Origin of the sequence: Planococcus sp. APC 3900, from assembly GCF_030407735.1 — a bacterium.
In the GTDB taxonomy this organism is placed as follows: Bacteria; Bacillota; Bacilli; order Bacillales_A; family Planococcaceae; genus Planococcus; species Planococcus notacanthi.
Genome location: NZ_JASDCT010000005.1, coordinates 254,288 through 279,475 on the forward strand (window position 1 = coordinate 254,288; position 25,188 = coordinate 279,475).

Genomic DNA, 25,188 nt, shown 5'->3' on the forward strand with positions numbered 1-25,188 from the left:
CAAAAAAACCAGCAGCAATCCGTTGTTAACCGACGGGATTGTTGCTGGTTTTCTATTTATAAAGCGACAAGTTTTCCATATCCACGATCCGGATGGCCCGTTGGTCGAATTGCTGGATCCATCCTTCATCTTCAAACTTGGCCAATTTCCGGCTGATCGTTTCTGGCGTAGTTCCGAGATAAGAAGCAAGATCTTTTCTCGACATCGGCAATCGGATCTCTTTGCTTTGGCTGGATTCAGCTTGCTGGATCAAATACAACGCAACTCTCGTCTCCGTATCTTCTGTTGTAAAACTGGTCACTTGATGTTCTGCCTGATCCAGTCTCAATGAAAATTCCTTGATGATTTTCAAAGATATTTGCGGATATTTCAAAAACAAGTCGTTTATGTCTCCACTGCTGATCGTACACAATTCTGTAGCTTCCATCGCTTCTGCATAAGAATCGTGGACATTGTCTGTAAAAAGAGCCAGTTCTCCTGTGAAATCACCCGGCTGCAAAATCCGGATCACCTGCTCTTTGCCACTTTCAGTCAAACGGTATACTTTCAATTTTCCTTTATGGATAATGTACAAGGAATTGGATTTTTCGCCAGCCCTGTAGAGAATTTCGCCTTTTGGCAACTTTCGCCCTTTGGTCGTAGCGGCGACTTCTTTCAGTTCGGCTTGTTCAAGATGGTTAAAAATTGGAACGATGGATACACATAGATGCTCAAGTGGCGAAGATGGTTGCTTTAACCCATTGCTCTCCATACTTTCCCTCCTGTATTGATCCATATAGTTAGATCTCTCCTTTAACTATACCCGAAAGATCAACCGCCTATATAAGACATGCCGATTTTCTTTCGGCTTTTGGCACTTTCTTCAGTCCGTTCATCGGAATAACGATCTCTTCTCCCGCTCCAAACTGCACCGATTGCATCAAGTAGCTGTAGATCATCCCAATCATCCCGAAGAAGTTTGCGGATATCGAATCCTTCCGTAGCGAAAAGACACGTGTAGAATTTACCATCTGACGATAATCTGGACCTTGTACACGAAGAACAGAACGATTCTGAAACGGAAGTAATAAAACCAACTTGGGCTTCGCTGCCTTCATAACGGTACCGTTTAGCCACTTCCCCAAAATATTCTTCGTCGACAGCCTTTAATGTATAAACCGATTCGAGCTTCCGGAGGATTTCCTGTTTGGTTACGACTTTTTCAAAGCTCCAATTATTGTCATTTCCGACATCCATAAACTCAATAAAACGCAATGTGATTTCCCGTTCCTTGAAATATGCCGCCATAGGAAGGATTTCAGCATCATTGACATTTTTTTGGACCACCATATTCACTTTGATTTCAAATCCAAGAGCTTTTGCGTAGTCTATTTGTTCCAAAATATTTTCTGAGCTGACCCCCCGACCGTTCAAGCTTCCGAATAATTCCCGATCCAGTGCGTCGAGGCTGATGTTCAGCCTTCTGAGTCCCGCATCGTACAAAGCCTGGCCATGCCGTTTAAGCAGCAAGCCATTAGTGGTCAATCCGACATCTTCTACTCCTTCAACTGAAAAGATCATTTTGATCAATTCCGGCAACCCCCTGCGCAATAAAGGTTCTCCGCCCGTTAATCGGATTTTTTTAACCCCCATCGACACAAATAATCTGGTAAGCCTTTGGATTTCCTCAAAAGTCAGCAATTCCTGTTTAGGCAAAAATGCATAGTCGTCACCGAACACCTCTTTTGGCATGCAGTAAGAACACCGGAAGTTGCAGCGGTCTGTAACAGAAATGCGCAAATCCCTCATTGGACGCCCCAGTTGATCGGTCAATGGTTCCATCATCTTATCCACCTTTCTTAAACACTTCATTCGTATAAAAGAGATTTTTTGGTCTCTTGTTCATGTAGTCATCACTGGAATGGTGACGGTTTTTTTCTTGTATTCAGAAGTGATATCAGTGAATGTACCGACATATCGGACGACTTCACCCGTATCATCCTTTACTGCACTGATATTCAACCATTGAAGGTACTCCTCGCCATTTTTGCGGCGGTTCCAAATTTCGCCTTGCCACATTCCCTTCTGCTCAATTTCCTGCCACATTTCTTTATAGAAGTCTTTTGGCTGTCTGTCGGATTTCATGATGTTTGGGTTTTGGCCGATGACATCCGATTCTTCAAAGCCGGTCAATTTAGTGAAAGCCGGATTCACCGTTTTTATTTTTCCGGAAATGTCTGTCACCAAAATGCCTTGTCCGGTTGACTTGAAAACTTCGGCCGCCAGCTGCAGACGGTCCTGGTAGTACATCCAGACAACCAGCACGAGACTCGCCAATGCTACTTGGGAGAGGAGCATGAATCCGATTGAATATTGGCCCGTAACTGAAAAGATAATCGACAGCATAATCGGTGGGAAAAATCCGCCGAGGCCACCCATCATGGATACGATTCCGTTTGCAATACCGGCCTGCTTATTGAAGTAAAACGGCACTAGTTTAAAGATTACGCCGTTGCCAATACCCGCACTTACTGCAATAGCCAGCGTACCGACTGTGTAAATTCCGATTGTTGGAGAAAAAGCCAACACGATCGCAGCGATGGTATAGATGAAGAACGTCCCCATCAACAGCAGCAAAGGCTGCAGTTTATCGGCAAGCCATCCGCCTACCGGCCGAAGAAAAGTCGCAAGTGCGATAAAGCCGGCAGTCCGCATGCCCGCGTCCACTTTTTCCAGTCCGAAATTGCTGACAAGGAAGTTGGGCAGATAAATCGTAAATGCTACAAAAGAGCCGAATGTGATGAAATAGAACAAGGAAAAGAACCAAAGTTTTTCATTTTTATAAACACCCTTAATCTGCTCAATAATAGGGGTTTTCACTTTCGGTTCATGGCGGTCACCAAAGAAGAAATTCAATGCTGCAAAAATCAGCAACAGGATCAGGTAGATCTTGACAGTGTTTGACCAGCCAATCTGTGTGGCAATCAGTGGAGCAGAAAATGTAGTGACGGCTGTACCGATGTTACCGGCACCATAAATTCCGTTGACGAGTCCGTGTTTCTCCTTCGGATAGTATTTCGGAAGCGAGGTTACCCCTACTGAAAAGACTGCTCCGCCGATTCCCAGGAATAATCCACTGATGATGAGGTCTGTAAAACTGGAGGCTTCACTTAAGTAAAAGACCGGAAACAAAAGCAGGATAAAACTTACTAGAAAAATAATTCGCGCTCCAAAGACATTGGCGTAATAGCCAAGTGGAATCCGCAGAATTGAGCCCAGAACAACCGGCACAGCCGTTACGATAGCCAGTCTTTCTGGAGCTATGGTTATATCTTCGCTGATAAATGGAATCAGGGAAGATATAATCACCCACACCATAAAACCGACCACGAGATTCATTGTTTGAAGGGGCAATTGCAGTTTCTTGATCATCAAAATCACCTTTTCCACTGAATTTTCTGTACGATTTTTTCATATTGATTCCCTGCCTTCATTGTATCCCGAGAGTACCTGCATTTTAATAAGGGAGAGCCCTTCTACTGGGAGGGGAAACCCTTAAATTAAGAAAAGCGCAAGCGCCCGTTTAGTCCCGACCAGCGCTGGAGGAAATGCCGGTAATGGCGTTTCTTGCCATTGTCGGTATTGCCGAAGCGACTCGAGGGACTGGGCGCTGGAGTCTGAAAAAATAAGAAAAGCGCAAGCGCCTAATCTCTTGACCAATAAAAAAAGGCTGTCCCAAAATCATTTTTTATGATTTTGGGACAGCCCCTCAAGCTTTTCAGGTGATAAGGGTATTCAGTTTTTTGTATAATTCATCCTGATCGGCTGCTTTCATGGCTTTTTCAGCCATCGGAAACAGCACGGTTTCCTCTTTCATGAAATGGACCGTCAAGACTTCAAATGCCTCTGCCGCATCCTGAGCGACTGTCTTCATCTGTTCCAATGTCAATAAGTCGATATTGTCACGGGTATGGTGAAAGAAATGACCGATATACGCATCGATCTCCTGATGCTCGTCTTGAATACCGACGAGCGGGCCCTGCTCGAATCCGATATAATTTCCTAATGCGGGAAAAAAGAATTCTTCTTCTTTGTCCGTATGATTTTTAAAAGGCTCAATAAACTCAAAAAGTTTTTGGCGTAAAATCTTCATGTTTTCACGGCCAGCTTCCAGGCTAAGCCCTTCATCTTCAAAAGACAGGACCAGCGCATGCCATTCATTCATTAAGAACGTTAAATAAGCATGTTCATTTTCCAATAGCCTCATACCAGGTTCCTTAAAACGAAGCTCTGATTTTTCTGTCATCAAAAGACCAACTCCCAGCTTTTCGTCAAAAATTCAATAGTTTTTTCTTTAATACGTATTCCACTAATTCAGGCCTGCTCTTCAACTGGAGCTTTTCCATAATTTTTGCTTTATGGGCTTCGACCGTTTTTACAGAAATGAAGAGCTTTTGGGCAATTTCCTTATTGCCATAACCCTTCGCAACCAATGGCAGAACTTCGATCTCCCTTTTGGACAATAATTCAAAAGGATCCGATTCTTTTACTTTGTGGTCTTTATTGACTAATTCGCGTACCAATGAAGTAGCCATTTTGGGATGGATGTAGGTTCCACCATTGTAGATGACGCGAATGGCCTGAAGCAATTCTTCATCCGGCGCACTTTTCAACATATAACCCGAAGCGCCATTTTTTAATACATGAAACAAATACTCTTCATCATCATGCATCGTCAGCACAAGAATCTTGGTTTCAGGAAAATCTTCCTTGATCTTCCCTGTCGCCACTAATCCGCTCTCGCCAGGCGGCATGCTCAAATCCAGCAGCAGCACATCCGGCTGATGCTTGGCTACCATCTGGTAAGCTTCAATTCCATCAGCTGCCATGGCGATCACTTCCATATCCTCTTGGAAATTGAGGATCATTGAAAACCCACTGCGCACAATCGCGTGGTCATCCGCTATGACTATCTTCATTTCGCCACCTCCCGCTTTTCGTCTAAAGGCACACGCAAATGCACGGTCGTTCCTTTACCGACTTCAGAATCGATGATTACATTTCCCGATACCAATTCAGCTCGTTCGTTCATGCCATAAAGGCCAAGCCCTGTGCCCATCGGATGGTCTCCAACGATAAAACCTGCACCTTTGTCTTTTACGCTCAACTGCAAGCTATCCCCTTCTTCGAATAAATGAACTTGGATAGTCTCCACTTGCGCATATTTTATCGCATTCAAAACAGCTTCCTGGCAGATCCGATACAATACGGTTTCGACTTCATTTTCATAACGGGTCTTTTTGACTGTCGACTTAAAATCAATGGTTAAACCGAAACTTTCCTCCACCCGTTTAAAGTGGGAACGGAAAGCCGCCTCCAGCCCAAAGTCATCAAGCGCTGAGGGACGCAGTTCTACAGACAGATTACGGATATCGTCCATCAACCGGATTAATGTTGACGTACTTTCATTGGTTTTCTTCAAGACTTCTGTGTCATCTGTCATGTATTTAAGTGCACGCAAATCCACGACCGCACTTAAAAGTTCTTGCGCAACGCTGTCATGCAGCTCTCTTGAAATCCGCTTGCGTTCATTTTCCTGGGCTTTAATGACATTTTTCATCATTTTGTTTTGCTGCAGTTTGTTTTGCGTTTCAAATTGCATCGACAAATCCCTTAAGATGAAGACCCTAGTGCCTTTTTCCGCATCGATAACATGGAAGGTTGCTGCGTACGGAACAATGCCTTTTCCGACTGTTTCCAAAAAAACCTGAAAAGAGGTGAAGTCCTCATGATTGGAACTTGTGAAATAACAGTCTTTGCAGGTTGTCAGATCGCTTTCGCTGGTATACCCTCTGCAGACATTGCATAAGGCGTTTTCGGCTCCTTTTTTCAGCTGTTCCAGCACATGGTCATCCATTATATTTTCTGCTGCCGGGTTCATTGAAATGGTACTGCCTTCGCTCGTAAAAAAGAAAATTGCTTCTGTGCTGTTTTCGTACATCTTCAGCATGAGATCAATCAATTGATCTTTTTTCCCCGAAATCAATTCCACATCAATTCCTTCCCGTCCAGCGTTCCTATGTCGGATTTAGACATGCTGATCAGCATCTGAAATCTTTCCGGTGTCATCAAATGGGGTTCTCTAAAGCCGCCCAACAGCACCCCTACCACTCTTCCGCTATGCCATAACGGAGCAGCGCCAATACTCTTTAGGTTTTCAAGTTTTAAAATAGGATAGTTGAATAAATCTTCCTTTGCTGCAAATTTTTCCACATCAGCCACCAGAATAGGTTTGCCATTCTTAAAAACGCCTCCCGCTATTCCTTTGCCTGATTGCAGCACTACTTTTTTTATGCGTTCACTTATGTTGCCTGAAATGTATTGCCATTTTAATACATGCAAGTTTTCCGCCGGTTCGACTAAAGCAAGCGCAATAATATCACAACCAAGAGCTTCCCGGATTTTTTCAATTTGCAATTGATATTCTTCTGTATAATCCATGCTTTTGTCTCCTATTAAACTAAAAAGAGAACATCTCTTTAATTTGTTGGTTTATGTCTCCTGTACAGGATATAACTTCTGCCTACATAATTCAACGGTACACTCCAAACATGCACAAGACGGGTAAACGGCCAAAAAGCAAATATGGCAAAGCCTGTTAAAACATGAATTTTAAACGACCAAGGCACGTCTGCCATGATAGCCGGATTTGCTCTAAACAAGAACAAATCCCTGAACCAGACTGAAATCGTCATGCGATAATCGAAGTCGGGCTGCACTACATTCGTGACCAACGTGGCATACATTCCGACGAACACAATGAACAAAAGCAGTGAGTTTACTGCAAGATCAGAAAAAGAACTTAATTTGCGGACACTGGACAGCGAAAAGCGTCGAAAAGTGAGAATAATCATGCCGATCAACGTCATGAAACCAAAAATCCCACCGATATAGATAGCACCGATATGATACAAATGATCATTGACGCCAATAGCATTCATCCAGGCAATCGGAATTGCCAACCCTCCGATATGGCCAAAAATGACAGGAATAATGCCAAGGTGAAACATCAAGCTGCCAATCATTAATTGTTTTTTTTCAATAAATTCACTGGATTTGGCTGTCCAATGAAATTTATCAACTCGGTAGCGATAGATGTGCCCAAAAACGAAGATGGCCATGCAGAGGTAAGGAAAGACCACCCAAATTAATCTATCAAGCGTTTCCATCGACAGGCACCTCCTGCTCGATACAGACTTTAAACGTTTCACGCAATCCTTTAACAAGATGGAAATAGGGGCTGTCTTTTTTCTCAAGTGATTTCAACAGATGATAGGTTCCATCCTCCAGAACGGCAATCAGCATCTGGAAACTCTGAGGCGCCCGTGGATCCCCCAGCCACTCAGCTGCATAAAGAAATTCGCAAATGAGTGGCAGGAAATCGGATAATTCCGAATCCGGCATTTCAAGACCGAACATTTCATACGAGACTTTCAGTTTAGCAAGCATCTGGCCCCGTTCTTTGGCATCTTCAAACTTGAAATAGGTCATGAACAGCGTGCTGTCTTTGTCAAAATCAAAAATATCGGTATACATTTCCTGGATTTCATCCAAGCTCAATTCATGCATCAGTTCCCAATATTGCTGAACATAATTATACGCCGGATGATCCGCATCGAATGATTCCTCAATCAACGATGGATGAAAATCAAGCTTCTGCGGATAGGTCAAGTGATGGGCAAAAAAACCGAATGACAATTTATAACGATATAGTTTCTCTAAATTAATCACGCCATATACCTCCGTAGAAGTTTTCTTCATAAATTTCTTTACCGGTTTTCGTAGCTGTTCCAGTTGGGCTTGGCGTTGCCGGGCCACAGCTGTCACAGGATCCACCGGAGTCAGTTCCCCACCCTCCCATGCCTTCTGTATCAAACCCTTCCATCCCCTGCGCACGGTACGGATTGACACGTCCTTCTCTATGCGTACTTGGAATGACGAAACGATCCTCATATTTGGCGATTGCCAGAAGGCGGTACATTTTCTCAGTCTGATGGGCTGTCATGCCGATCCGTTCCAGGCGGCTTTCATCGAATTCCTTGCCAGTTGTCTTGGCACGCATATACGAGCGCATCATTGCCATGCGCTGCAGCGATTTCTTAACTGTTTCCGTATCGCCGGCCGTCAGCATATTCGCCAAATACTGAATCGGGGTCCGCATTTCTTCGATTGCCGGGAAAATCATATCCGGATTTTTAATAGAATCTTTGCCTTCAAAATAGTTCATGATTGGACTAAGCGGCGGCACATACCAAACCATCGGCAAAGTCCGGTACTCCGGATGTAACGGGAAAGCGAGTTGATGTTCAATCGCCAGTTTGTAAACCGGCGAGTTCTGCGCTGCTTCTATCCAGTCTTCTGATATGCCATCTTTTCTGGCCATCGCAATCATTTCAGGATCAAACGGGTCAATAAATAGGTCACATTGCGCTTTGTATAAATCTTTTTCGTCTGGTGTGGAAGCCACTTCCAGCACGCGATCTGCATCATACAAAAGCACCCCTAAATAACGGATGCGGCCCGTACAGGTTTCTGAGCAAACGGTTGGCAGCCCCGCTTCGATCCGCGGAAAGCAGAATGTGCATTTCTCGGCTTTATTGGTTTGCCAGTTAAAGTAAACTTTTTTGTAAGGGCAGCCTGTCATACAATAGCGCCAGCCTCGGCAAGCTTCCTGGTCGACGAGGACGATACCATCTTCTTCGCGTTTGTAAATCGCGCCAGAGGGACATGATGCTACACAGCTCGGATTCAGGCAGTGTTCACAAAGTCTCGGTAAATACACCATAAACGCTTTATCGAAATTGAATTTGATTTCTTCTTCGATTTTTTGGATATTCGGATCCAACGGTCCCGTAATATGCGCTCCTGCCAGATCATCTTCCCAGTTCGGACCCCATTCAAGGTCCATCTTCTTCCCAGTGATGGCTGAATGTGCACGTGCAACCGGTGAGTGTTCCAATTCTCCAGCGTTGGTCAAATGCTCATAATTATATGTCCAAGGCTCATAATAATCCTTCATTTCCGGCATATCCGGGTTGTAAAAGATTTTCCCCAACGCGACTTTTGATAATTTATTCCCTGACTTCAATTCCAGTTTCCCTTTGCGGAGCTGCCAGCCGCCTTTATAAAGTTCCTGATCTTCCCAGCGCTTCGGATACCCGATGCCAGGTTTTGTTTCCACGTTGTTGAACCACATATACTCTGCACCTTTACGGTTGGTCCACGTGGTCTTACACGTGACACTGCAGGTATGGCAACCGATACATTTATCCAAATTCATCACCATCGCTACTTGCGCTTTAATCTTCAAGCCAGTCAACCTCCTTCATTTTCCGAACTGCCACGTATTCATCGCGCTGATTACCGATAGGGCCGTAGTAATTGAAGCCGTAACTGAGCTGAGCATATCCGCCGACCATTTGAGTCGGTTTGAGGTGAATGCGGGTCGGCGCGTTATGGCTGCCGCCACGGGTATCCGTAATTTCAGAACCAGGCACTTGAATGTGTTTGTCTTGAGCGTGGTACATGAACATCGTACCCCTCGGCATCCGGTGGCTGACGACAGCGCGCGCTGTGACAACGCCGTTTCGGTTATACACTTCGAGCCATGCATTATCGTCGATATCGTGTGCTTTTGCATCTTCGTTGTTGATCCAGACAGTCGGACCGCCGCGGAATAGCGTCAGCATATGCTGATTATCCTGATAGGTGGAGTGGATATTCCATTTGCCGTGAGGCGTCAAATAACGCAGCACCAGCGAATCAACGCCGCCTCTTATCTTTTTATCATTCTTGCCGAATACCATCGGCGGTAATGTCGGTTTATAGATTGGCAAAGCTTCGCCGAACTGCTGGAAAATTTCATGGTCGATATAGAAATGCTGTCGGCCTGTCAATGTCCGGAATGGCACTAAACGCTCAATATTTGTTGTGAATGGAGAATACCGTCGCCCCATTTTATTGGATCCACTGAACACCGGCGTCGGAATAACTTCACGCGGTTGGACAGTGATACTTTGGAACGTGATTTTTTCTGCTGCGCGGTCTGCTGAAATATCCTTCAACTCTACGCCTGTATCTTTTTCTGCTTCAATATATGCTTTTTGTGAAACACGTCCGTTTGTTGCCGATGAAAGGTTCAGCATGGCATCCGCCACTTGTCGAGCCGTTTGGATTTTTGGCAAACCATTTTTGATGGTTTCATCAAAGAACGTACCGTTGATGTGCTTCAATTCCTCATACTCATCCGCTACAGAGAAGCTGACACCATGCGCACCGGTTTTGCCGACAGCTAAATTAGGTCCCAAGGTAATGTATTTGTCATGTATTTTGGTGTAATCCCGCTCTACAATACTGAAATTCGGCATTGTTTTGCCAGGGATTGCTTCGATTTCCCCTTTAGTCCAATCTTTAACGACACCCATCGGCTGTGAAATTTCACTTTTTGTATCATGTGCAAGAGGGGTGATGACCACATCTTTATAGACGCCAGGCAAATGTGTTTTCGCCATCTCTGAGAATCTTTCAGCTAATTTAGCGTAGATATCCCAATCAGAACGGGATTCCCACAGGGGGTTGACTGCCGGATTAAATGGATGTACAAAAGGATGCATATCAGTTGAAGACAGATCGGTCTTTTCGTACCAAGTCGCTGCAGGCAAGACAATATCTGCGTATAGAGGAGTCGAAGTCATCCGGAAATCAAGTGCAACCATAAGATCCAGTTTGCCTTCAACATCTTCCCTCCAAACGATTTCTTCTGGTTTTTCATCGACGTTCGGTTCAGCCAACAAGCCATCTTTGGCACCTAACAGATGCTTCATAAAGTATTCCTGGCCTTTAGCAGAACTCGAAATTAAGTTGGAACGCCAGATGAACAGTGTTCTCGGAAAGTTCTCCGGTGCACCTGGATCTTCCACCGCAAATTTCGTTTTACGGGAAATAACTTCTTCCACTGCGTAATCGATAATCTCTTTATTGGTCTTTGCACCTTTTTCAGCAGCTTCTTCTGCAAACAGCAAGCTATTTTTATTGAATTGTGGATAAGAAGGGAGCCAGCCTAATCGTGCTGCCAGCACATTATAGTCAGCCGGGTGCTGATAGGCGACATCTTCTGCCAAAGGTGACGTCAACACATCTACGCCACTTTCCTCATATCTCCATTGTTCTGTTGCAAAATAGAAGAAGGAAGTTGCATTCTGCAGTCTTGCAGGGCCTTGCCAATCTTTCGCGAAAGCGACAGTCGACCATCCTTCAATCGGACGGCATTTTTCCTGTCCGACATAATGCGCCCATCCACCACCATTGACGCCCTGGGAAGCTGTCAGAATGACCAGGTTCAAAATTGCGCGGTAAATCGTGTCACTGTTGAACCAATGGTTGATGCCAGCACCCATGATGATCATCGAGCGTCCGCCTGTATCGATCGAGTTTTGTGCAAATTCACGTGCAATCTGCGTAACGATTGATGCTTTGACGGATGTCACTTTTTCCTGCCATGCAGGAGTATAAAATGAGGTTTCATCGTCGTAGCCTTTTGCATTATATTCACTTTCCGTACGAATAATTCCGTATTGACTCATCATCAGATCATAAACAGTTGCCGCGTAGCGTTCTGTACCATCTGCCAATATTACTTTTCTTGCAGGAATAACCCGCTTGAAGACGCCATTTCCCTGATTATCGAAATACGGGAAGACGATTTCCTTCCATTCTTCCTGGTGGCCAACAACACTCATCGCCGGGTTCACTTTGGAGCCATCTTCATTTTCGAGAATCAGGTTCCATTTTTTATCTTCTTCCCATCGCTGCCCCATCGTGCCATTCGGCACCATCAATTTATCGGCCGCCTCGTCAAAGATGACCGGTTTCCATTCTGCATGCTCTGATGTATCTCCCAAATCGCTGGCGCGCAAGAATCGTCCACCTTTTAATGTATCTTCATGCGGATCCAATAAAATCATAAATGGCATATCCGTATATTGTTTCGCGTAATTGATGAACATCGGCTCTTGGCGCTTTTGATAGAATTCATCCAGAATAACGTGCGTCATGGCTTGAGCTAGTGCTGCATCCGTTCCAGGGTGAGGAGCCAGCCAATTATCGGCGAATTTAACATTCTCTGCATAATCAGGAGCTACCGATACCACTTTTGTTCCTTTATAGCGGACTTCTGTCATGAAATGCGCATCCGGTGTTCTGGTCATTGGAACATTCGATCCCCACATCATCAAATACCCGGCGTTATACCAATCCGATGACTCCGGTACATCTGTCTGTTCTCCCCATATTTGTGGAGATGCAGGTGGGAGATCCGCATACCAATCATAAAAACTAAGCATTTCACCACCAAGAAGTGAAATAAATCTTGCTCCTGAAGCGTAGCTGACCATCGACATCGCTGGAATTGGCGTAAAGCCAGCCACGCGGTCTGGTCCGTATTTCTGTATGGTGTAGATCAATTGTGCTGCGATCAATTCCAAAGCATCTTCCCAATTGACGCGGATGTGTCCGCCTTTTCCACGTGCAGATTTATAGAACATCGCTTTCTCAGGATCTTCTACAATACTTGCCCATGCATCCACCGGATTCGGATGGCTGGCTCGCGCCGCTTTCCAAAGACGCCAAAGTTTACCGCGCATATAAGGGTATTTCACTCGCAGCGGACTGTATTCATACCAAGAAAATGTGGCACCCCTTGGACAGCCGCGCGGTTCAAATTCAGGCATATCAGGTCCGCAGGAAGGATAATCGATCTGCTGATTTTCCCACGTGATGATTCCATTCTTGACGAATACTTTCCAGCTGCATGATCCTGTACAGTTTACTCCGTGTGTGGTACGGACTACTTTATCGTGCGACCATCTTTGGCGGTACATATTTTCCCAATCCCGGCTTTTTTCCTCCAAGATGGACCAACTGCCCGAATAACTTTCGACTGGTTTAAAGAAATTCAATCCAAATTTTTTCTTCATCGCGTATACCCACTCCTTCTCATGAATGAAAACTATTGAAGGGAATCAATTACAAATTCATTCGTATGCTTTTATTATGTTAGTCCCCCATACAAGTTCCCATTAGGGAATGTCCTACAGAAGCACTGGAATTCCCTTGTTCATTGAAAACTGCAAAAATACTGTTTAGCCCAAAATTTCCATATTCCATTATTTATCGAGGGTTTCCGATAAGCTGTCCAATAAAATCAGGTTGTTTTTCATTGAGATATGCCTCAAGACAGTGAATTCCAGCAGATTCTTATTTTCTCCAATGAAAAACCGAAAAAAAATGCCGATTTCCATCTATTTTTCCAGCTTCAAAACTCCCCGTTTCTCATCGGATAAGGGAGTTCCCTCTTTCACCAAAGGAAATGCCCTAGCTGGAAAATCAGCGGTTTTTGGCATGTTATACTGAAAAAAAATGAGGGGAATGAATGACTATGTCAGGACCATCTTTGCGCCAGCTGCATGCCCATCATGCCATCCATGAAGGCGCCTTATCTGGAGCAGTAACTAAAACAGAAGAAGTTGAAGATTTATTGAGAGCTAAAGAATACGAAGTTGCCCATCAAGCGGCGGATCATTTGCTGGAGTATTGGGAAACACGGATCATCAGCCATGCGGATGCAGAGGAAGAAGGATTTTATCAGGAAATGATCGACCAGAAACCAGAACTCAAGCAAACAGTGGCTGATTTGACACGCGATCATGATATCTTGCGCATCATTGTGGCTGACATCAAAATATTGCTTGCAGAAGAAGGCCTCAGCTATGAGGTCATGAAACAGTTTCATGCACTTTTGGTAGTGAACGCCATCCATAGCCGCGATGAAGAACGTCTGCTGCTTCAGGAGCCTTCTATATGATAAAAGCGATTGGCAGAAACGAGCTTTGCCATTGTGAAAGCGGCAAAAAATATAAAAAATGCTGTGGGACGGGCGGATCCTCCAAGCTGATGATTGAAGAACAAAACAAAGTACTGCAAGGGACGCTTCGGGATTTTTTTGAAAATAATCCCCGTCGGTCAGAACAGAAAGAATTGGTGAAATGGAAAGATAAAGTCGAAAACCTTCTCGTCCCACTTTACGGAGAAGATAAATCGAATGGCATTATCGGAGATATCTTTTTCTTTTCTGAACGCGTCGATGTATGGAATAGTTTTATTGAACGGAAGATCATCAAGGAAGAAAGAATGCAAATCAAACTGATCCTTGAATCCTGGCTTAACCCACTGTTTATGGCCGGCGAAGTTCTTTCCGTTTCCAATTACCAAGCTCAAGTTCGTGATTTGCTGACTAAAGATACTATGGAAATTGAAGTTAATGAGTCTTTTCCGGTTGAAGCTGGAAACATAGCCACCGGTTTCTATTTGCCCGATGTCCGGATAGGCGAGCATTTCATGATGGTGTTGAACAGCCTGACGGTTGCTGTTAAAGTGAAACCGGAAAGTGTCCGAAAGCTTCAGGAGATGTATCAGTCATCCGAAACGGCAAACGCAAAGGAATTCTACAGCCGGAACATTTTGGCTGTTTACCAGCTCCTAAGCAGTGGCCTTCTGAGCACCGAAAAAGTCGCATATGCTGTTCTTGAAACTGTGGAGGAATTGGAGAATTTCCTAATTGCCCATGATTTGAAGAGTGACGAATTAATCGAAGCCTTCTTTCATTACGCAGAACCCTTAGCAATGATTCCTAAAGAAGCGGTCGCCGGCGCAGTCCAATTTGCCATCGATCACCAATTGGTGAAGCTCGACTGGAAGACTGAAGAAACCGCACAGCATTTTGGCGTGGATACAGAAGGACTGACACTTTTCAAAAATGACCTCGGTTCTTTTTATCACACCGCCAAAAGCAAAGAAGACCCAGAGAAAAGAGCCGTTTATGCATTTGAAGTCGGAACGGATCCCAAAGGCAATGAACTGCAGAATTGGCAATTATATATGCATTTGAAAAATGCGACCATTACAAGTGAAAATGAATTGAAACGCCAGATGGAGTACTACCACAGCAAATCCTATGAACCGAAAACCAAAGCTGAAAAAGCTCAACTTCTTGCCTACAGTGCCTATACAACTATAAATCGGACCAGCCAAGTGGAGCAGATTCAGAGGTTGGATCCCCAAAATACAGATGCCTTCCTACTGGCAGCTGAAATGGAAGAGAATTTGTCCTTAAAAGAACAATTGCTTCAAAAAGCGGTTTCCAGCGGAAAAGAACGCTTTGAACCGGAAATGGATGTAGCTTGGTTGTACGTTCCAAACCGGCCTTATTTGAGATCCCTATTTTTGCTTGGAAATTTCTATTGGGAGCAAGCCCGCTTCGAAGAGGCTTTCCCTATTTATTATGAGTTGCTGCGTTTGAACCCAGGAGATCATCAGGGGGTACGATATTTAGCGGTTTCGGCGTTAATCGCCTTGGGCCGCCTTAAAGAAGCCGAGAGTCTGATCAGCCATTACGAAGAAGAACTCAGCGATAATGCATTCTATGCTTGGTTGAGGTGGTCTATGGAGCGGCAGAAAGGAATACTTTCCCAAACTGCTCAAACAACTTATATAGAAGCCATCGATCAAAATCCATACGTAAAGAAATATGTCGAACAACGGATTGCCGCTTTGCCTTATCCGAAATCGTCTGTCATCACCCCACGTTCTCCTGAAGAAGCAGGGCTAATCTGGACGTTTTTGGCACCTACTCTCGAGAATCTGTAAGCAAGATTCGAATCAGCAGAACAACTGAATAAATCAAAAAAAGAGGCTGTTCTTCTTTAATAGAAGTTGCAGCCTCTTAATTTATTCAGCTATTGATTGAACTTGTTTGATTGTCGTCTTTTGCAGAATCAAAATTCCCTTGACCAACCCTTTGGCGAATTTCATCTTCAGTTAACTTTCTTCCGATGGGTCCTGTCGGAATATCAGTGGAACTATTTTCTCTTTCCGCACGTTCCACTCGCGCAAAACCTGCATTCGTTTCACGGCCAATCCGTTCTCTTTCAGCCCTGCTTGAATAAGTTTCTTCCGTTTTTTTTTCATCAGCCATTGAAGTTCCTCCTTTTAATGATTGTCAACTAAATTTCCATCAAGCAGAAGTGTGGGTGGATACATATTCACCATAACACCATTTTTCTGATTATTCAAAACAGAAGAAAATTTATAGAATAATTTTGACTCAGTTTTCTTTTGGCATTTTAGGGATAAATCGGACCCTCAACGACAATTTTACCGATAGTTCGCCCTGTGAGCAGGATCTCATAGGCTTCTTTTAATGTCTCTGGGTTGAGAGGCGCAAGTTTTTTGGACATTGTCGAACGAATTTCCCCTTCATCCACCCAATCTGCTAACTGGTTCAGAATATGATGCTGTGAAATCATATCCTTTGTTTGATACACTGAGCGCGTATACATCAACTCATAGGAAAAGCTGACCGATTTTGAAAACAAAGCTGGATGAAGCGGCTTCATTGCCGGTAAGATCGAACAGATTTTACCTTGTGGAAGGATAGCATTAGCCATGCTCTCCATGTGTTCATCGATATTGGTTAAACAGAATATATAATGAACCCCCGAAATACCCAAAGCTTCCAATTGCGGTTCAGAAGCTTCGTGATGATTGATGATAAAGTCTGTTTTATGATTCAACGCCCACTCTTTTGATTCTGGACGGGAAGCAGTTCCTACGACAGTCAATCCGGCTAATTTAGCCATTTGAGTGGCCACAGATCCCACCCCGCCTGCTGCACCGATAATCAAGATTACTTTTTCTTTGTTATCAGTCGGATTCCGTGATACACCAAGCCGATCAAAAAGCGCTTCGCTGGCTGTGACGCTGGTCAGAGGCAGTGCTGCAGCTTCCGCAAAACCGATGCTTTTCGGCTTCTTTCCAACAATCCGCTCATCTACCAGCTGGACTTCGCTAAGGCTTCCCGGCGCAATGCTTGTACCGGCATAAAACACTTCTTCTCCCACCTGAAACAACTTGCAGTCATCCCCTATTTCTACAACAATTCCTGCCGCATCACGTCCAACGACCGTTAATGTCTGATCATCTTCCCCTTTGGCGTCACGAGTCCGCAGATCCGTCGGATTGACCGATACCGCACGGACTTCAACAAGCAAATCTCTTCCTGCCGCTTTTGGACGGTCAATTTCAACCTTCTCAAAATTCGGCGCCGCTGTTTTCGATCCTGGATTATAAAAGCCTAATACATTCATCTTATCTTTACTCACTTCACTTCGCCGCCCTTTCAATCTTATGAATATTTATTGATAAATCTCCAGTCATTGTACTCTTCCCTCTAAATAGGTTCAAAAACTTTGCCTTTTTTTATGACAATGTTATCCAACTATAAAGCAGGTAATCCTGCCTTGTTTTATCCCATGTAAGCTGAAGGTAATGCTTCAGATAATTAAATATTCTAAAAATATGGAAAATTAAGTTGTTTTTTATTTTTTATTTGTTATTATGAATAAATAGGTTCACTAAAAAATAAAAGAAAGGATATATATCCCTAGTAAACTATTTTTTTATAATTAATTTTGTTTATTTAAGTCTTTTTACCTACTAAACATGCAACACCCATTAAAGGAGGACAACAGATGATTAAAAAGTTTTTCACCACCACAGCGGCAGTAGCTTTAGTGCTAACCAGTGTTTCGTTAACTCCACTGGCAGCCCCGCAAAAACCAGAACAGGTAAAGCCTGCTAATTACTCAAAAGATGTCAGCCTTACACCCACCTTAGAGGCTATTGTAAAAGATTCAACAGGGGCAGGCATCAAAACCGTCGATTTCAAAAAAGGATTCAAATATGATTTTGCAGGCAAAGGGATAACCGGCTTTGCAAATGATTCAGCCGACAACCCGATTACTGTGCCGATCCAAACAAATGCCACTCCTTTAACGGGTGAACAAATAAAAGCAATGGCAGCTGACGACGGAAAAACAGCCGCCACCAAAAGCAGCAACGGCTTTCCTTCTCAACGTTTTGTAGTTGACGTCTCCAAGGACTTGGCAGCCGGCAACGCGATCCAGCTGTATTGGGAAGGAAAAACTTTGGCAAGTGGTTTAGCCAATCTTTCAGCATGGGATTATAAAGCGGGCAACTGGGTCGCTTTGAACCAGGCGGAAGGAAATGCAAAGGGCGAAGAAATTGTCCTGAAAGCTGAAATTGATAAAGAGAGATTCGTCAAAGATGGAAAAGTTCAGGCCATGGTCCACGATTCCGGAACGCTGACAGATTCCAAAGATGAAGACTTCTCTATGGTCTGGTTTACGGATACCCAATACTATGCACAGGATTTCCCTGAAGTCTGGACATCCATGACAGACTGGATGATCGACGAATACAAAAAAGGAACTTATGAGTACGCCATGCATACCGGAGACCTTGTCAATAATGTAATCGATGAGGAACAATGGAAAGTTGCAGAGGAAAACTTGGATCGGCTCGATGCTGCCAACATTCCGTATGGGGTACTAGCCGGTAACCATGATGTAGGAATCGACACCCTCAACAAAACTTATGATTATTCCATTTTCGCGAGATACGCTGGAATCGATCGCTTTAAAGACAAATCGTGGTTTGGTGAAGCAATGAACGAAGAAAATCAAAACCATTACGATTTGTTTTCTTTCGGCGATCATGATTTCATTTTTCTATATCTTGGCTACGGAAGAGATGGATCAGCTGAAACCGTCGCTTGGGCAAACAAAGTTCTTAAGCAGCATGCAGACCGCAATGCCATTGTCGGCATGCATGAGAATATCAATTCATTGGCACAATACGTAACCGAACAAGCACGAGTGGTCAACAGAGAAATTGTCGTCCCTAATGAAAATGTTAAAATGGTCCTCAGTGGCCATCATCACGGCGCTAACTACCGTGTCAAACAGGTTGAAAATGAAGATGGCTCAACACGTGAAGTGTTGGAAGTGTTGGCAAATCATCAGGGCAATACTGCTCCTGACCGTGGACAAGGCTATTTGAAGAAGCTGACGTTCGATCCAACAGATGAAACATTGGATTTTGTATCATACTCTCCTTTTGAAAATGATTATGATTTCGAACAATTTGATCCTGCAAAAGAAAGCTTTACAGCGCAATTCGATTTAGCGGATGTAAAAGCAAAAGACAACCCTAGACAAATCGAAACGGATTATGTGGCCGTCAACATCTATACCGACCAGGCTATCGGCCAGGATAAAGACTTGAAATCAGGCGAAGTGGCTTCTGCCGAGTGGAAAGGCTTAAGCAAAAACACCGTTTATCATTGGTACATGAATATAACCAATGCGGCAGGCGAGAGTGAAAAATCACCAATTTATCAATTTACGACTGGTTCAACTGCACCGGATCCAAAACCAGATCCAAAACCAGAACCGACAAAACCAACTTTCCCGGATGTAACGCCTGAAAAGCCTGCTTGGGCTTACGAAGCAATTGAGCGCATGGCAGCAGAAGGCATTATTAAAGGACATCCAGACGGAACTTTCAAATGGAGAGATGGAATTCAACGTCAACATGTATCACTGATGTTCGATCGCGCAGTGGACTTAGAAAATGAACTTCCATATAAAGCGTTCAGAGATGTTCCGAAATCGCATCCGAATTTCGATGCAATCACAGCAACACAACGTGCCGGAATTTTCGAAGGATATAACAACCTATTCCAACCGAAAAGCAAGCTGACACGCGAAGAGATGGCTAAGGTGCTAGTAACAGCGTTTGATATCGAAGCAAAAGGCTCCCATAACTTCCCAGATGTTAAAAAGGGCGGATGGTCAGATAAGTATATCGATACTTTGTACGCTGCTGGGATCACCATCGGTTCAACTAATGGAAAATTCAATCCAAAATCCGACGTCACGAGAGCAGAGTTTGCTGTCTTCATGGACAGAGCATTGAAATATGATGAAACACATTAATTCTCTTAAAGGAACCTGCAGCTGCAGGTTCCTTTTTTCGTCCGAATAACATCCGAGATACTTTCTAGAAGTGAACCATTGTCCCTTAAAAAATTCTATAATGGCATTATCGATAAGGAATGGTAAGGACGTGAAACAATGATCACTCGCCAAACCGTGATTTCACTCGGCATGTCTCAGCTTATATGCTGGGGAATTTCCTATTATTCGATCGCTGTATTCGGGACACGGACCGCTGCTGATTTGGACTGGAGCGAAACGACTGTCTATGGTGGATTTTCAACAGCCTTAGTGATTATGGCAATTACATCTCCACTGACGGGAAGATTAATCGACCGCTATGGCGGAAGCTTCGTTATGTCGGGGGGATCTGCCCTATTGTCATTAGGCTGCAGCGGCATTGCTTTACCCTATTCTATTGGGGTTTATTATGCGTCGTGGGTGCTGCTCGGGTTTGCTATGCGCTTGACTCTCTATGATGCGGCATTTGCAGCATTAGCGCGTATAGGTGGCATACATGCAAAACGCCCCATTTCACAAATCACTCTTTTGGGCGGATTGGCTTCCAGCGTCTTTTGGCCTGTCGGTTTCATGTTAGCTGAAGCTTTCGGATGGAGAGCAGCTCTTCTAATTTATGCGGGATTTGCCCTTTTAACCATCCCTTTGCATCTATCTCTTCCTAAACAGCGGTTCAATAATAAAAAGGAGTTGCCCCCTTCTCTCCTTCCTGTCATTACTGCAGACAAAGAACGACGGGTCGCAGGCAGCCTCTATGCATTGATATTCACGCTGTTAAATATTTTGAACTCTGCCATGTCGACTCACATGATTACTATTCTTGCCGGTCTCGGTTTGACCGCCGCTCTTTCAGTATGGATTTCAACTCTCCGGGGAATAGGGCAATCCTTTGCGCGTGTCTGCGAAGTTCTGTTCGGCGCCCGCCTCCATCCTATTTCATTGACAATTTTAGCTTCAGGTATATTGCCCCTTGGTTTTTTCAGCGGACTTCTCAGCGGCCGGTTCCTTACAGCTGCTTTATTGTTTGCATTTCTTTTCGGAGCCGGCAACGGATTGATGACGATTACGCGTGGAACCCTGCCGTTGATTCTGTTTGACCACAATACTTACGGAGCCACCGTAGGAAAATTATTAGTACCTGGCTTCTTGTTGTCTGCGATTTCACCCATTTTTTACACTTTTATCATCGATAAATACGGAGAACATACAGCGCTTGTTGTTTCTGCAGTATTGGCGTTTATCATTTTCGTTCTATCTCTGGTTCTCAAATCACGTTATTTTCACGGCCCTCAACAGAAATAGTTCAAGCCACCCGATTTCTTGAAACAGAAACAGCCAACCTCAATTTTCGAGGTTGGCTGCTGTGATGAGTAGATTCGTTGCCTTTTCATATAGGAACTGTTGTGTTCCTTTTTAAAACTAAAATTTATTCCCTTTATCTCCGTGGCGCTCCAGAAGTTCAGCAAACGACAGATTCTTCTCGCGTTCTTTGCGTTCGAATAAACGCTGCGCTTCTTTTTCTTCTTCCAACTTCTGTTCTTGTTTCAACAACTCTTTTTTCGTTTCTTTCAGTTTTGCCAACACATCGTCAGACAGCATACTGTTGGATTCTTCTTTTCTTTTAGCCATTGCTCTCTCTCCTTAAGGACGTTTAATAACCGTCGCGATCCCTTGGCCGCCGCCGATGCAAAGAGTCGCCAATCCCGTCTTAGCGTCACGTTTGATCATTTCGTGCAGCAAAGTGACGAAAATGCGTGTGCCGCTTGCGCCGATCGGGTGACCAATCGCAATGGCTCCTCCATTGACATTCAGTATATCATGATTAAACTTCAGCTCACGGTCAACCGCAATCGACTGCGCAGCAAACGCTTCATTTGCCTCGATCAGTTCAATGTCTTCTAATGCCATATCGGCTTTTTTTAAGGCATTTTTCACAGCTTGCACGGGACCGATTCCCATTACAGCGGGATCAACTCCTGCACTGCCGTTTGCTACTACAGTTGCCAGCGGCGTCAGTCCAAGTTCATCCGCTTTCGCTTTGGACATGACCACAACTGCAGCTGCACCATCGTTAATGCCTGATGCATTGCCCGCTGTCACACTACCGTCTTTTTTGAAAGCCGGACGCAGCTTTCCTAAACGCGCTTCATTGGAATCACTCTTAATGTATTCATCTACCTTGAAGATAACTGGATCTCCTTTGCGCTGGGGAATTTCCACTGGCACAATTTCGTCATCAAATCTGCCAGATTCGACTGCAGCGGTGGCACGTGCTTGTGAGCGGGCAGCGAATTGATCTTGTTCTTCACGTGTGATGTCGTAACGATCACATAAATTCTCTGCAGTGACTCCCATATGGTAATCATTGAATGCACAGGTCAAGCCGTCAACGAGCATGCTGTCGACTACTTTCTGATCCCCCATGCGGAATCCACTGCGGGCATTTTCCATGAGATACGGTGCACGGCTCATGTTTTCCATTCCACCTGCAACGACAATGTCTGCATCCCCAGCATAAATCGCCTGGTAAGCGAGCTGAATAGATTTCAATCCAGATCCACAGACTTTGTTGATGGTCATAGCGGGCACAGTTTCCGGCAGCCCCGCATGGATGGATGCCTGGCGTGCTGGATTTTGGCCTAACCCGGCCTGAAGAACATTCCCCATAATGACTTCAGAAACTTGCTCCGGCTGAATCCCGGCGCGTCCGATCGCCTCTTTGATGACGATCGCTCCTAATTGTGTAGCCGGCACGTCTTTTAATGACCCTTGAAATGAACCTACCGCTGTACGGACAGCGCTTACAATAACGATTTCCTGTGACATGTACTTTTCCCCCTTGAGTGATTGTCTGTTAGTTGCTCTTTTATCCCTTCCCTATATACAATGGAAAGCAGGGGGGATATTATGTTCAGTTTACCAAAAAATGCAACAATTATCGAGGTCGGACCAAGGGATGGTCTCCAAAATGAAGGAAAACTTGTTACTACTGAAAATAAACTTCAATTTATAGCTGCTTTGCAGGACGCCGGAGTTCAGGAAATGGAGTTGACATCCTTTGTGTCTCCTAAATGGGTGCCGCAAATGGGTGATGCCCGGGATATCGTCACACAGACGAAAAAAACCGGGCGCCAATTCGTGTTGACACCAAATGAACGCGGCATTAATGCAGCTCTCGAAGCTGGAGCTCAATCACTCGCCGTCTTTGTTGGCGTTTCCAATACCTTCAATAAAAAAAATATCAATAAAACTACAGCTGAAAGCATGGAAACTTTAAAACCGTTGATTCTTAACTTGAAAGAACAAGGCATCTTTGTCCGCGCCTGTATATCGACTGCCTTTTACTGCCCATTTGAAGGGGCGGTATCACCGGAAGCGACACTGGATTTATGCCGCCAATTCGTGGAATGGGGAGTCGACGAACTGAGTGTCGCCGATACCATCGGCATGGCGAATCCGAAGGAAAGCTATGAACTGTTTACAAAACTAATCAAAGCATTTCCGGATGTCTTGATGACAGCCCATTTCCACGACACCCGCAGAATGGCCCTTGCCAACATACTCGCTTCGTTGCAGGCTGGCGTCACTCGTTTTGATGCTTCTGCAGGCGGCCTCGGAGGCTGTCCATTCGCACCAGGCGCAACCGGAAACGTCGCCACAGAGGATGTCGTCAATATGCTCCACCGGATGGGCATCTATACAGGAATTGATGAGAATCTTTTATGTCAAGCCATCGAAAAAATCGAGCCCCACGTAACCAATCCAGTTGCCACAGGCATGTATACCTTATATAAAAACCAGCCTTAAGGAGCTTATGCCATGAAAAAAAGATTGCTTTGGACTTCCGCCATTATATCAAGCGTCCTTACAGCAACAGCTACAGTTGCGGGATTTATCGCCAGCAACCGGCTGATGTATGTAAAGAAAAAAGATGAAAAGCTGATTCTGGAAAGGGAAACGAGCGCTAAACGCTATGATGAAGTCTGGTACGCCAATGTCCCAAAAAGCGAGCAATGGATCGAATCCGAGAATGGCTACCCGATAAAAGCTATTTTTCTCGAACCTCACGATACTAATCGCTATGTCATCATTTGCCATGGCGTGACCGAAACGAAAGTCAATTCTTTTAAGTACGCACGGATGTTTGAGCGTTTAGGGTTTAATTCGGTGGTTTATGACCATCGGCGCCATGGAGATTCCGGAGGAAAAACAACCAGTTTCGGACATTTTGAAAAAATCGATTTGAAAGCTGTCGTAGCGGCATTAAAACTGCATGTTGGTGATGAGCTTTTTTATGGCATCCACGGTGAATCCATGGGGGCTGCTACAACTTTGCTTTACGCCGGTATGGAAGACACCGCAGATTTCTACATCTCTGATTGCGCTTATTCCGACATTTATGAACAGATTCTGCATGTTATGAAAACCACGACACCCCTGCGCACAACTTTGGCTCTGCGGCTCGCCAGTTTGTTCATGAAAATGCGTGATGGCTATTCCATTTCTACTGTTTCTCCGAGGGAAACAGTAGCCAATATAAAAAAACCTGTGCTCTTCATACACAGTATTCATGATGATTTTGTCCTGGCGAAAATGAGTGAGGAACTTTATGCATTAAAAGAAGGACCAAAACAATTGAAAATGTTTGAAGAAGGCGCACATGCGCAATCTTTCAACAGCAACCCTGATCAATACGAAGAGGCAGTTGCAAATTTCCTGATGAAGTATGATTTACTGACGCCTAAACAACAGGACCTACACACTATCTCAGCAAATTCGGCCGTGTCTATCGTAAAATGACAAAAGCACTCCGCGGAGTGCTTTTTATTATGGTTTCTTCTTTTTGTTGAGGACCAACTTCATGCCTGCCTGCCCTTCAGCGCCAATGAACAATTCCGTAATCGGTCCACTTTTTACAATACCGGTAACGTGGAGTTCGATTGTATCTAAGCTATAATCTGTCATATCTTTCACCAAATCATCGATCTTATCCAATGAGACGGGAAAAGCCTTTTTCAATTGATTGCTTTCAAGATGAAACTTCCCTGCTTCCTTGTCATCTTCTTCAATGACCGGTAAATAAAACAACAGTTCTTCATTTTCCGCCATCCTGAATTCCTCCTTTGATTTCTGCATACAAGCCGCCATCAAAAATTGGCATCTTACTGGCTCAATACCCGAAATCCGAAATTCTAATAGCAGATTCGAACAAAATAAA

22 protein-coding genes are annotated in these 25,188 nt (G+C 44.3%); 6 read left to right on the plus strand and 16 right to left on the minus strand.

What is annotated here, in order from left to right; all coding sequences use genetic code 11:
- Nucleotides 1–52: 52 nt before the first annotated feature.
- The 11 genes from QMA04_RS12515 to QMA04_RS12565 all read right to left on the minus strand — a co-directional run bounded on the left by QMA04_RS12515 (nt 53) and on the right by QMA04_RS12565 (nt 13,013).
- Nucleotides 53–751 carry a Crp/Fnr family transcriptional regulator gene (locus QMA04_RS12515; RefSeq protein WP_290186115.1) on the minus strand — a complete coding sequence of 233 codons (699 nt, stop codon included), beginning with the start codon at nt 749–751 and terminating at the stop codon, nt 53–55.
- Between the two features lie 59 nt (nt 752–810).
- A complete protein-coding gene (gene moaA / locus QMA04_RS12520; protein WP_290186117.1) occupies nt 811–1,824 on the minus strand; it encodes a GTP 3',8-cyclase MoaA in 1,014 nt (337 codons plus the stop codon).
- Nucleotides 1,825–1,881: 57 nt separating this feature from the next.
- Entirely contained in the window at nt 1,882–3,411 is a 1,530-nt protein-coding gene (locus tag QMA04_RS12525) for a nitrate/nitrite transporter (RefSeq protein ID WP_191714194.1), read from the minus strand.
- A gap of 346 nt (nt 3,412–3,757) precedes the next feature.
- On the minus strand, nt 3,758–4,285 hold the full coding sequence (locus QMA04_RS12530; protein WP_191714193.1) for a hemerythrin domain-containing protein: 528 nt from the start codon (nt 4,283–4,285) through the stop codon (nt 3,758–3,760).
- A gap of 25 nt (nt 4,286–4,310) precedes the next feature.
- Nucleotides 4,311–4,958, minus strand: coding sequence for a response regulator transcription factor (locus tag QMA04_RS12535; RefSeq protein WP_191714192.1), 648 nt, complete (start codon nt 4,956–4,958; stop codon nt 4,311–4,313).
- On the minus strand, nt 4,955–5,989 hold the full coding sequence (locus QMA04_RS12540) for a sensor histidine kinase (protein ID WP_290186147.1): 1,035 nt from the start codon (nt 5,987–5,989) through the stop codon (nt 4,955–4,957). Before QMA04_RS12540 ends, QMA04_RS12535 begins: the two co-directional genes overlap by 4 nt.
- A 32-nt stretch (nt 5,990–6,021) precedes the next feature.
- Nucleotides 6,022–6,480: a GAF domain-containing protein gene (locus QMA04_RS12545; protein ID WP_290186119.1), complete on the minus strand. Its 459-nt coding sequence runs from the start codon at nt 6,478–6,480 to the stop codon at nt 6,022–6,024.
- A 38-nt stretch (nt 6,481–6,518) separates the two neighbouring features.
- Nucleotides 6,519–7,208, minus strand: coding sequence for a respiratory nitrate reductase subunit gamma (gene narI, locus QMA04_RS12550; protein WP_191714190.1), 690 nt, complete (start codon nt 7,206–7,208; stop codon nt 6,519–6,521).
- Nucleotides 7,195–7,770, minus strand: a complete 576-nt coding sequence (gene narJ / locus QMA04_RS12555) for a nitrate reductase molybdenum cofactor assembly chaperone (RefSeq protein ID WP_191714189.1) — start codon at nt 7,768–7,770, stop codon at nt 7,195–7,197. The genes narI and narJ overlap by 14 nt, the downstream gene beginning before the upstream one ends.
- A complete protein-coding gene (gene narH / locus QMA04_RS12560) occupies nt 7,763–9,349 on the minus strand; it encodes a nitrate reductase subunit beta (RefSeq protein ID WP_191714188.1) in 1,587 nt (528 codons plus the stop codon). Before narH ends, narJ begins: the two co-directional genes overlap by 8 nt.
- Entirely contained in the window at nt 9,339–13,013 is a 3,675-nt protein-coding gene (locus QMA04_RS12565; protein ID WP_290186122.1) for a nitrate reductase subunit alpha, read from the minus strand. Before QMA04_RS12565 ends, narH begins: the two co-directional genes overlap by 11 nt.
- A gap of 461 nt (nt 13,014–13,474) precedes the next feature.
- Between QMA04_RS12565 and QMA04_RS12570 the strand changes: the two genes are divergently transcribed.
- Nucleotides 13,475–13,900 (plus strand): hypothetical protein, encoded by a 426-nt coding sequence (locus QMA04_RS12570; RefSeq protein ID WP_203339710.1) that lies wholly within the window; start codon nt 13,475–13,477, stop codon nt 13,898–13,900.
- Nucleotides 13,897–15,741: a tetratricopeptide repeat protein gene (locus QMA04_RS12575; RefSeq protein WP_290186123.1), complete on the plus strand. Its 1,845-nt coding sequence runs from the start codon at nt 13,897–13,899 to the stop codon at nt 15,739–15,741. Before QMA04_RS12570 ends, QMA04_RS12575 begins: the two co-directional genes overlap by 4 nt.
- A gap of 85 nt (nt 15,742–15,826) precedes the next feature.
- On the opposite strand, the gene QMA04_RS12580 is transcribed toward QMA04_RS12575, so the two are convergent.
- Together QMA04_RS12580 and QMA04_RS12585 are read right to left on the minus strand one after the other, a co-directional pair.
- Nucleotides 15,827–16,069: a hypothetical protein gene (locus QMA04_RS12580; protein ID WP_191714185.1), complete on the minus strand. Its 243-nt coding sequence runs from the start codon at nt 16,067–16,069 to the stop codon at nt 15,827–15,829.
- Nucleotides 16,070–16,217: 148 nt separating this feature from the next.
- The gene (locus QMA04_RS12585) at nt 16,218–17,255 is read right to left on the minus strand and encodes a zinc-binding alcohol dehydrogenase family protein (RefSeq protein WP_290186125.1); all 1,038 of its coding nucleotides are present in this window, start codon (nt 17,253–17,255) and stop codon (nt 16,218–16,220) included.
- A gap of 369 nt (nt 17,256–17,624) precedes the next feature.
- Between QMA04_RS12585 and QMA04_RS12590 the strand changes: the two genes are divergently transcribed.
- Complete coding sequence (locus QMA04_RS12590) at nt 17,625–19,952, plus strand: S-layer homology domain-containing protein (RefSeq protein ID WP_290186127.1); 2,328 nt, start codon at nt 17,625–17,627, stop codon at nt 19,950–19,952.
- Nucleotides 19,953–20,090: 138 nt separating this feature from the next.
- Nucleotides 20,091–21,272 carry an MFS transporter gene (locus QMA04_RS12595; protein ID WP_290186129.1) on the plus strand — a complete coding sequence of 394 codons (1,182 nt, stop codon included), beginning with the start codon at nt 20,091–20,093 and terminating at the stop codon, nt 21,270–21,272.
- A gap of 117 nt (nt 21,273–21,389) precedes the next feature.
- On the opposite strand, the gene QMA04_RS12600 is transcribed toward QMA04_RS12595, so the two are convergent.
- Nucleotides 21,390–21,599 (minus strand): DUF3886 domain-containing protein, encoded by a 210-nt coding sequence (locus QMA04_RS12600; RefSeq protein WP_290186130.1) that lies wholly within the window; start codon nt 21,597–21,599, stop codon nt 21,390–21,392.
- Between the two features lie 12 nt (nt 21,600–21,611).
- Nucleotides 21,612–22,796 (minus strand): acetyl-CoA C-acetyltransferase, encoded by a 1,185-nt coding sequence (locus QMA04_RS12605; protein WP_290186132.1) that lies wholly within the window; start codon nt 22,794–22,796, stop codon nt 21,612–21,614.
- An 81-nt stretch (nt 22,797–22,877) separates the two neighbouring features.
- Between QMA04_RS12605 and QMA04_RS12610 the strand changes: the two genes are divergently transcribed.
- Together QMA04_RS12610 and QMA04_RS12615 are read left to right on the plus strand one after the other, a co-directional pair.
- Entirely contained in the window at nt 22,878–23,777 is a 900-nt protein-coding gene (locus tag QMA04_RS12610) for a hydroxymethylglutaryl-CoA lyase (protein ID WP_290186133.1), read from the plus strand.
- Between the two features lie 12 nt (nt 23,778–23,789).
- On the plus strand, nt 23,790–24,770 hold the full coding sequence (locus QMA04_RS12615; RefSeq protein ID WP_191714179.1) for an alpha/beta hydrolase: 981 nt from the start codon (nt 23,790–23,792) through the stop codon (nt 24,768–24,770).
- Nucleotides 24,771–24,797: 27 nt separating this feature from the next.
- Here QMA04_RS12615 and QMA04_RS12620 read toward each other — a convergent pair whose 3' ends face one another.
- The gene (locus QMA04_RS12620; protein ID WP_191714178.1) at nt 24,798–25,079 is read right to left on the minus strand and encodes a hypothetical protein; all 282 of its coding nucleotides are present in this window, start codon (nt 25,077–25,079) and stop codon (nt 24,798–24,800) included.
- Nucleotides 25,080–25,188 lie beyond the last annotated feature (109 nt).

Coding starts and splice junctions, on each gene's coding strand:
- QMA04_RS12595 (WP_290186129.1), top strand. CDS start 20,091: ATGATCACTCGCCAAACCGTGATTTCACTCGGCATGTCTCAGCTTATA.
- QMA04_RS12515 (WP_290186115.1), bottom strand. CDS start 751: ATGGAGAGCAATGGGTTAAAGCAACCATCTTCGCCACTTGAGCATCTA.
- QMA04_RS12605 (WP_290186132.1), bottom strand. CDS start 22,796: ATGTCACAGGAAATCGTTATTGTAAGCGCTGTCCGTACAGCGGTAGGT.
- moaA (WP_290186117.1), bottom strand. CDS start 1,824: ATGATGGAACCATTGACCGATCAACTGGGGCGTCCAATGAGGGATTTG.
- QMA04_RS12575 (WP_290186123.1), top strand. CDS start 13,897: ATGATAAAAGCGATTGGCAGAAACGAGCTTTGCCATTGTGAAAGCGGC.
- narI (WP_191714190.1), bottom strand. CDS start 7,208: ATGGAAACGCTTGATAGATTAATTTGGGTGGTCTTTCCTTACCTCTGC.
- QMA04_RS12590 (WP_290186127.1), top strand. CDS start 17,625: ATGATTAAAAAGTTTTTCACCACCACAGCGGCAGTAGCTTTAGTGCTA.
- QMA04_RS12525 (WP_191714194.1), bottom strand. CDS start 3,411: ATGATCAAGAAACTGCAATTGCCCCTTCAAACAATGAATCTCGTGGTC.
- QMA04_RS12615 (WP_191714179.1), top strand. CDS start 23,790: ATGAAAAAAAGATTGCTTTGGACTTCCGCCATTATATCAAGCGTCCTT.
- QMA04_RS12535 (WP_191714192.1), bottom strand. CDS start 4,958: ATGAAGATAGTCATAGCGGATGACCACGCGATTGTGCGCAGTGGGTTT.
- QMA04_RS12545 (WP_290186119.1), bottom strand. CDS start 6,480: ATGGATTATACAGAAGAATATCAATTGCAAATTGAAAAAATCCGGGAA.
- QMA04_RS12610 (WP_290186133.1), top strand. CDS start 22,878: ATGTTCAGTTTACCAAAAAATGCAACAATTATCGAGGTCGGACCAAGG.
- QMA04_RS12620 (WP_191714178.1), bottom strand. CDS start 25,079: ATGGCGGAAAATGAAGAACTGTTGTTTTATTTACCGGTCATTGAAGAA.
- QMA04_RS12565 (WP_290186122.1), bottom strand. CDS start 13,013: ATGAAGAAAAAATTTGGATTGAATTTCTTTAAACCAGTCGAAAGTTAT.
- QMA04_RS12530 (WP_191714193.1), bottom strand. CDS start 4,285: ATGACAGAAAAATCAGAGCTTCGTTTTAAGGAACCTGGTATGAGGCTA.
- QMA04_RS12600 (WP_290186130.1), bottom strand. CDS start 21,599: ATGGCTAAAAGAAAAGAAGAATCCAACAGTATGCTGTCTGACGATGTG.
- QMA04_RS12580 (WP_191714185.1), bottom strand. CDS start 16,069: ATGGCTGATGAAAAAAAAACGGAAGAAACTTATTCAAGCAGGGCTGAA.
- QMA04_RS12570 (WP_203339710.1), top strand. CDS start 13,475: ATGTCAGGACCATCTTTGCGCCAGCTGCATGCCCATCATGCCATCCAT.
- QMA04_RS12540 (WP_290186147.1), bottom strand. CDS start 5,989: ATGCTGAAGATGTACGAAAACAGCACAGAAGCAATTTTCTTTTTTACG.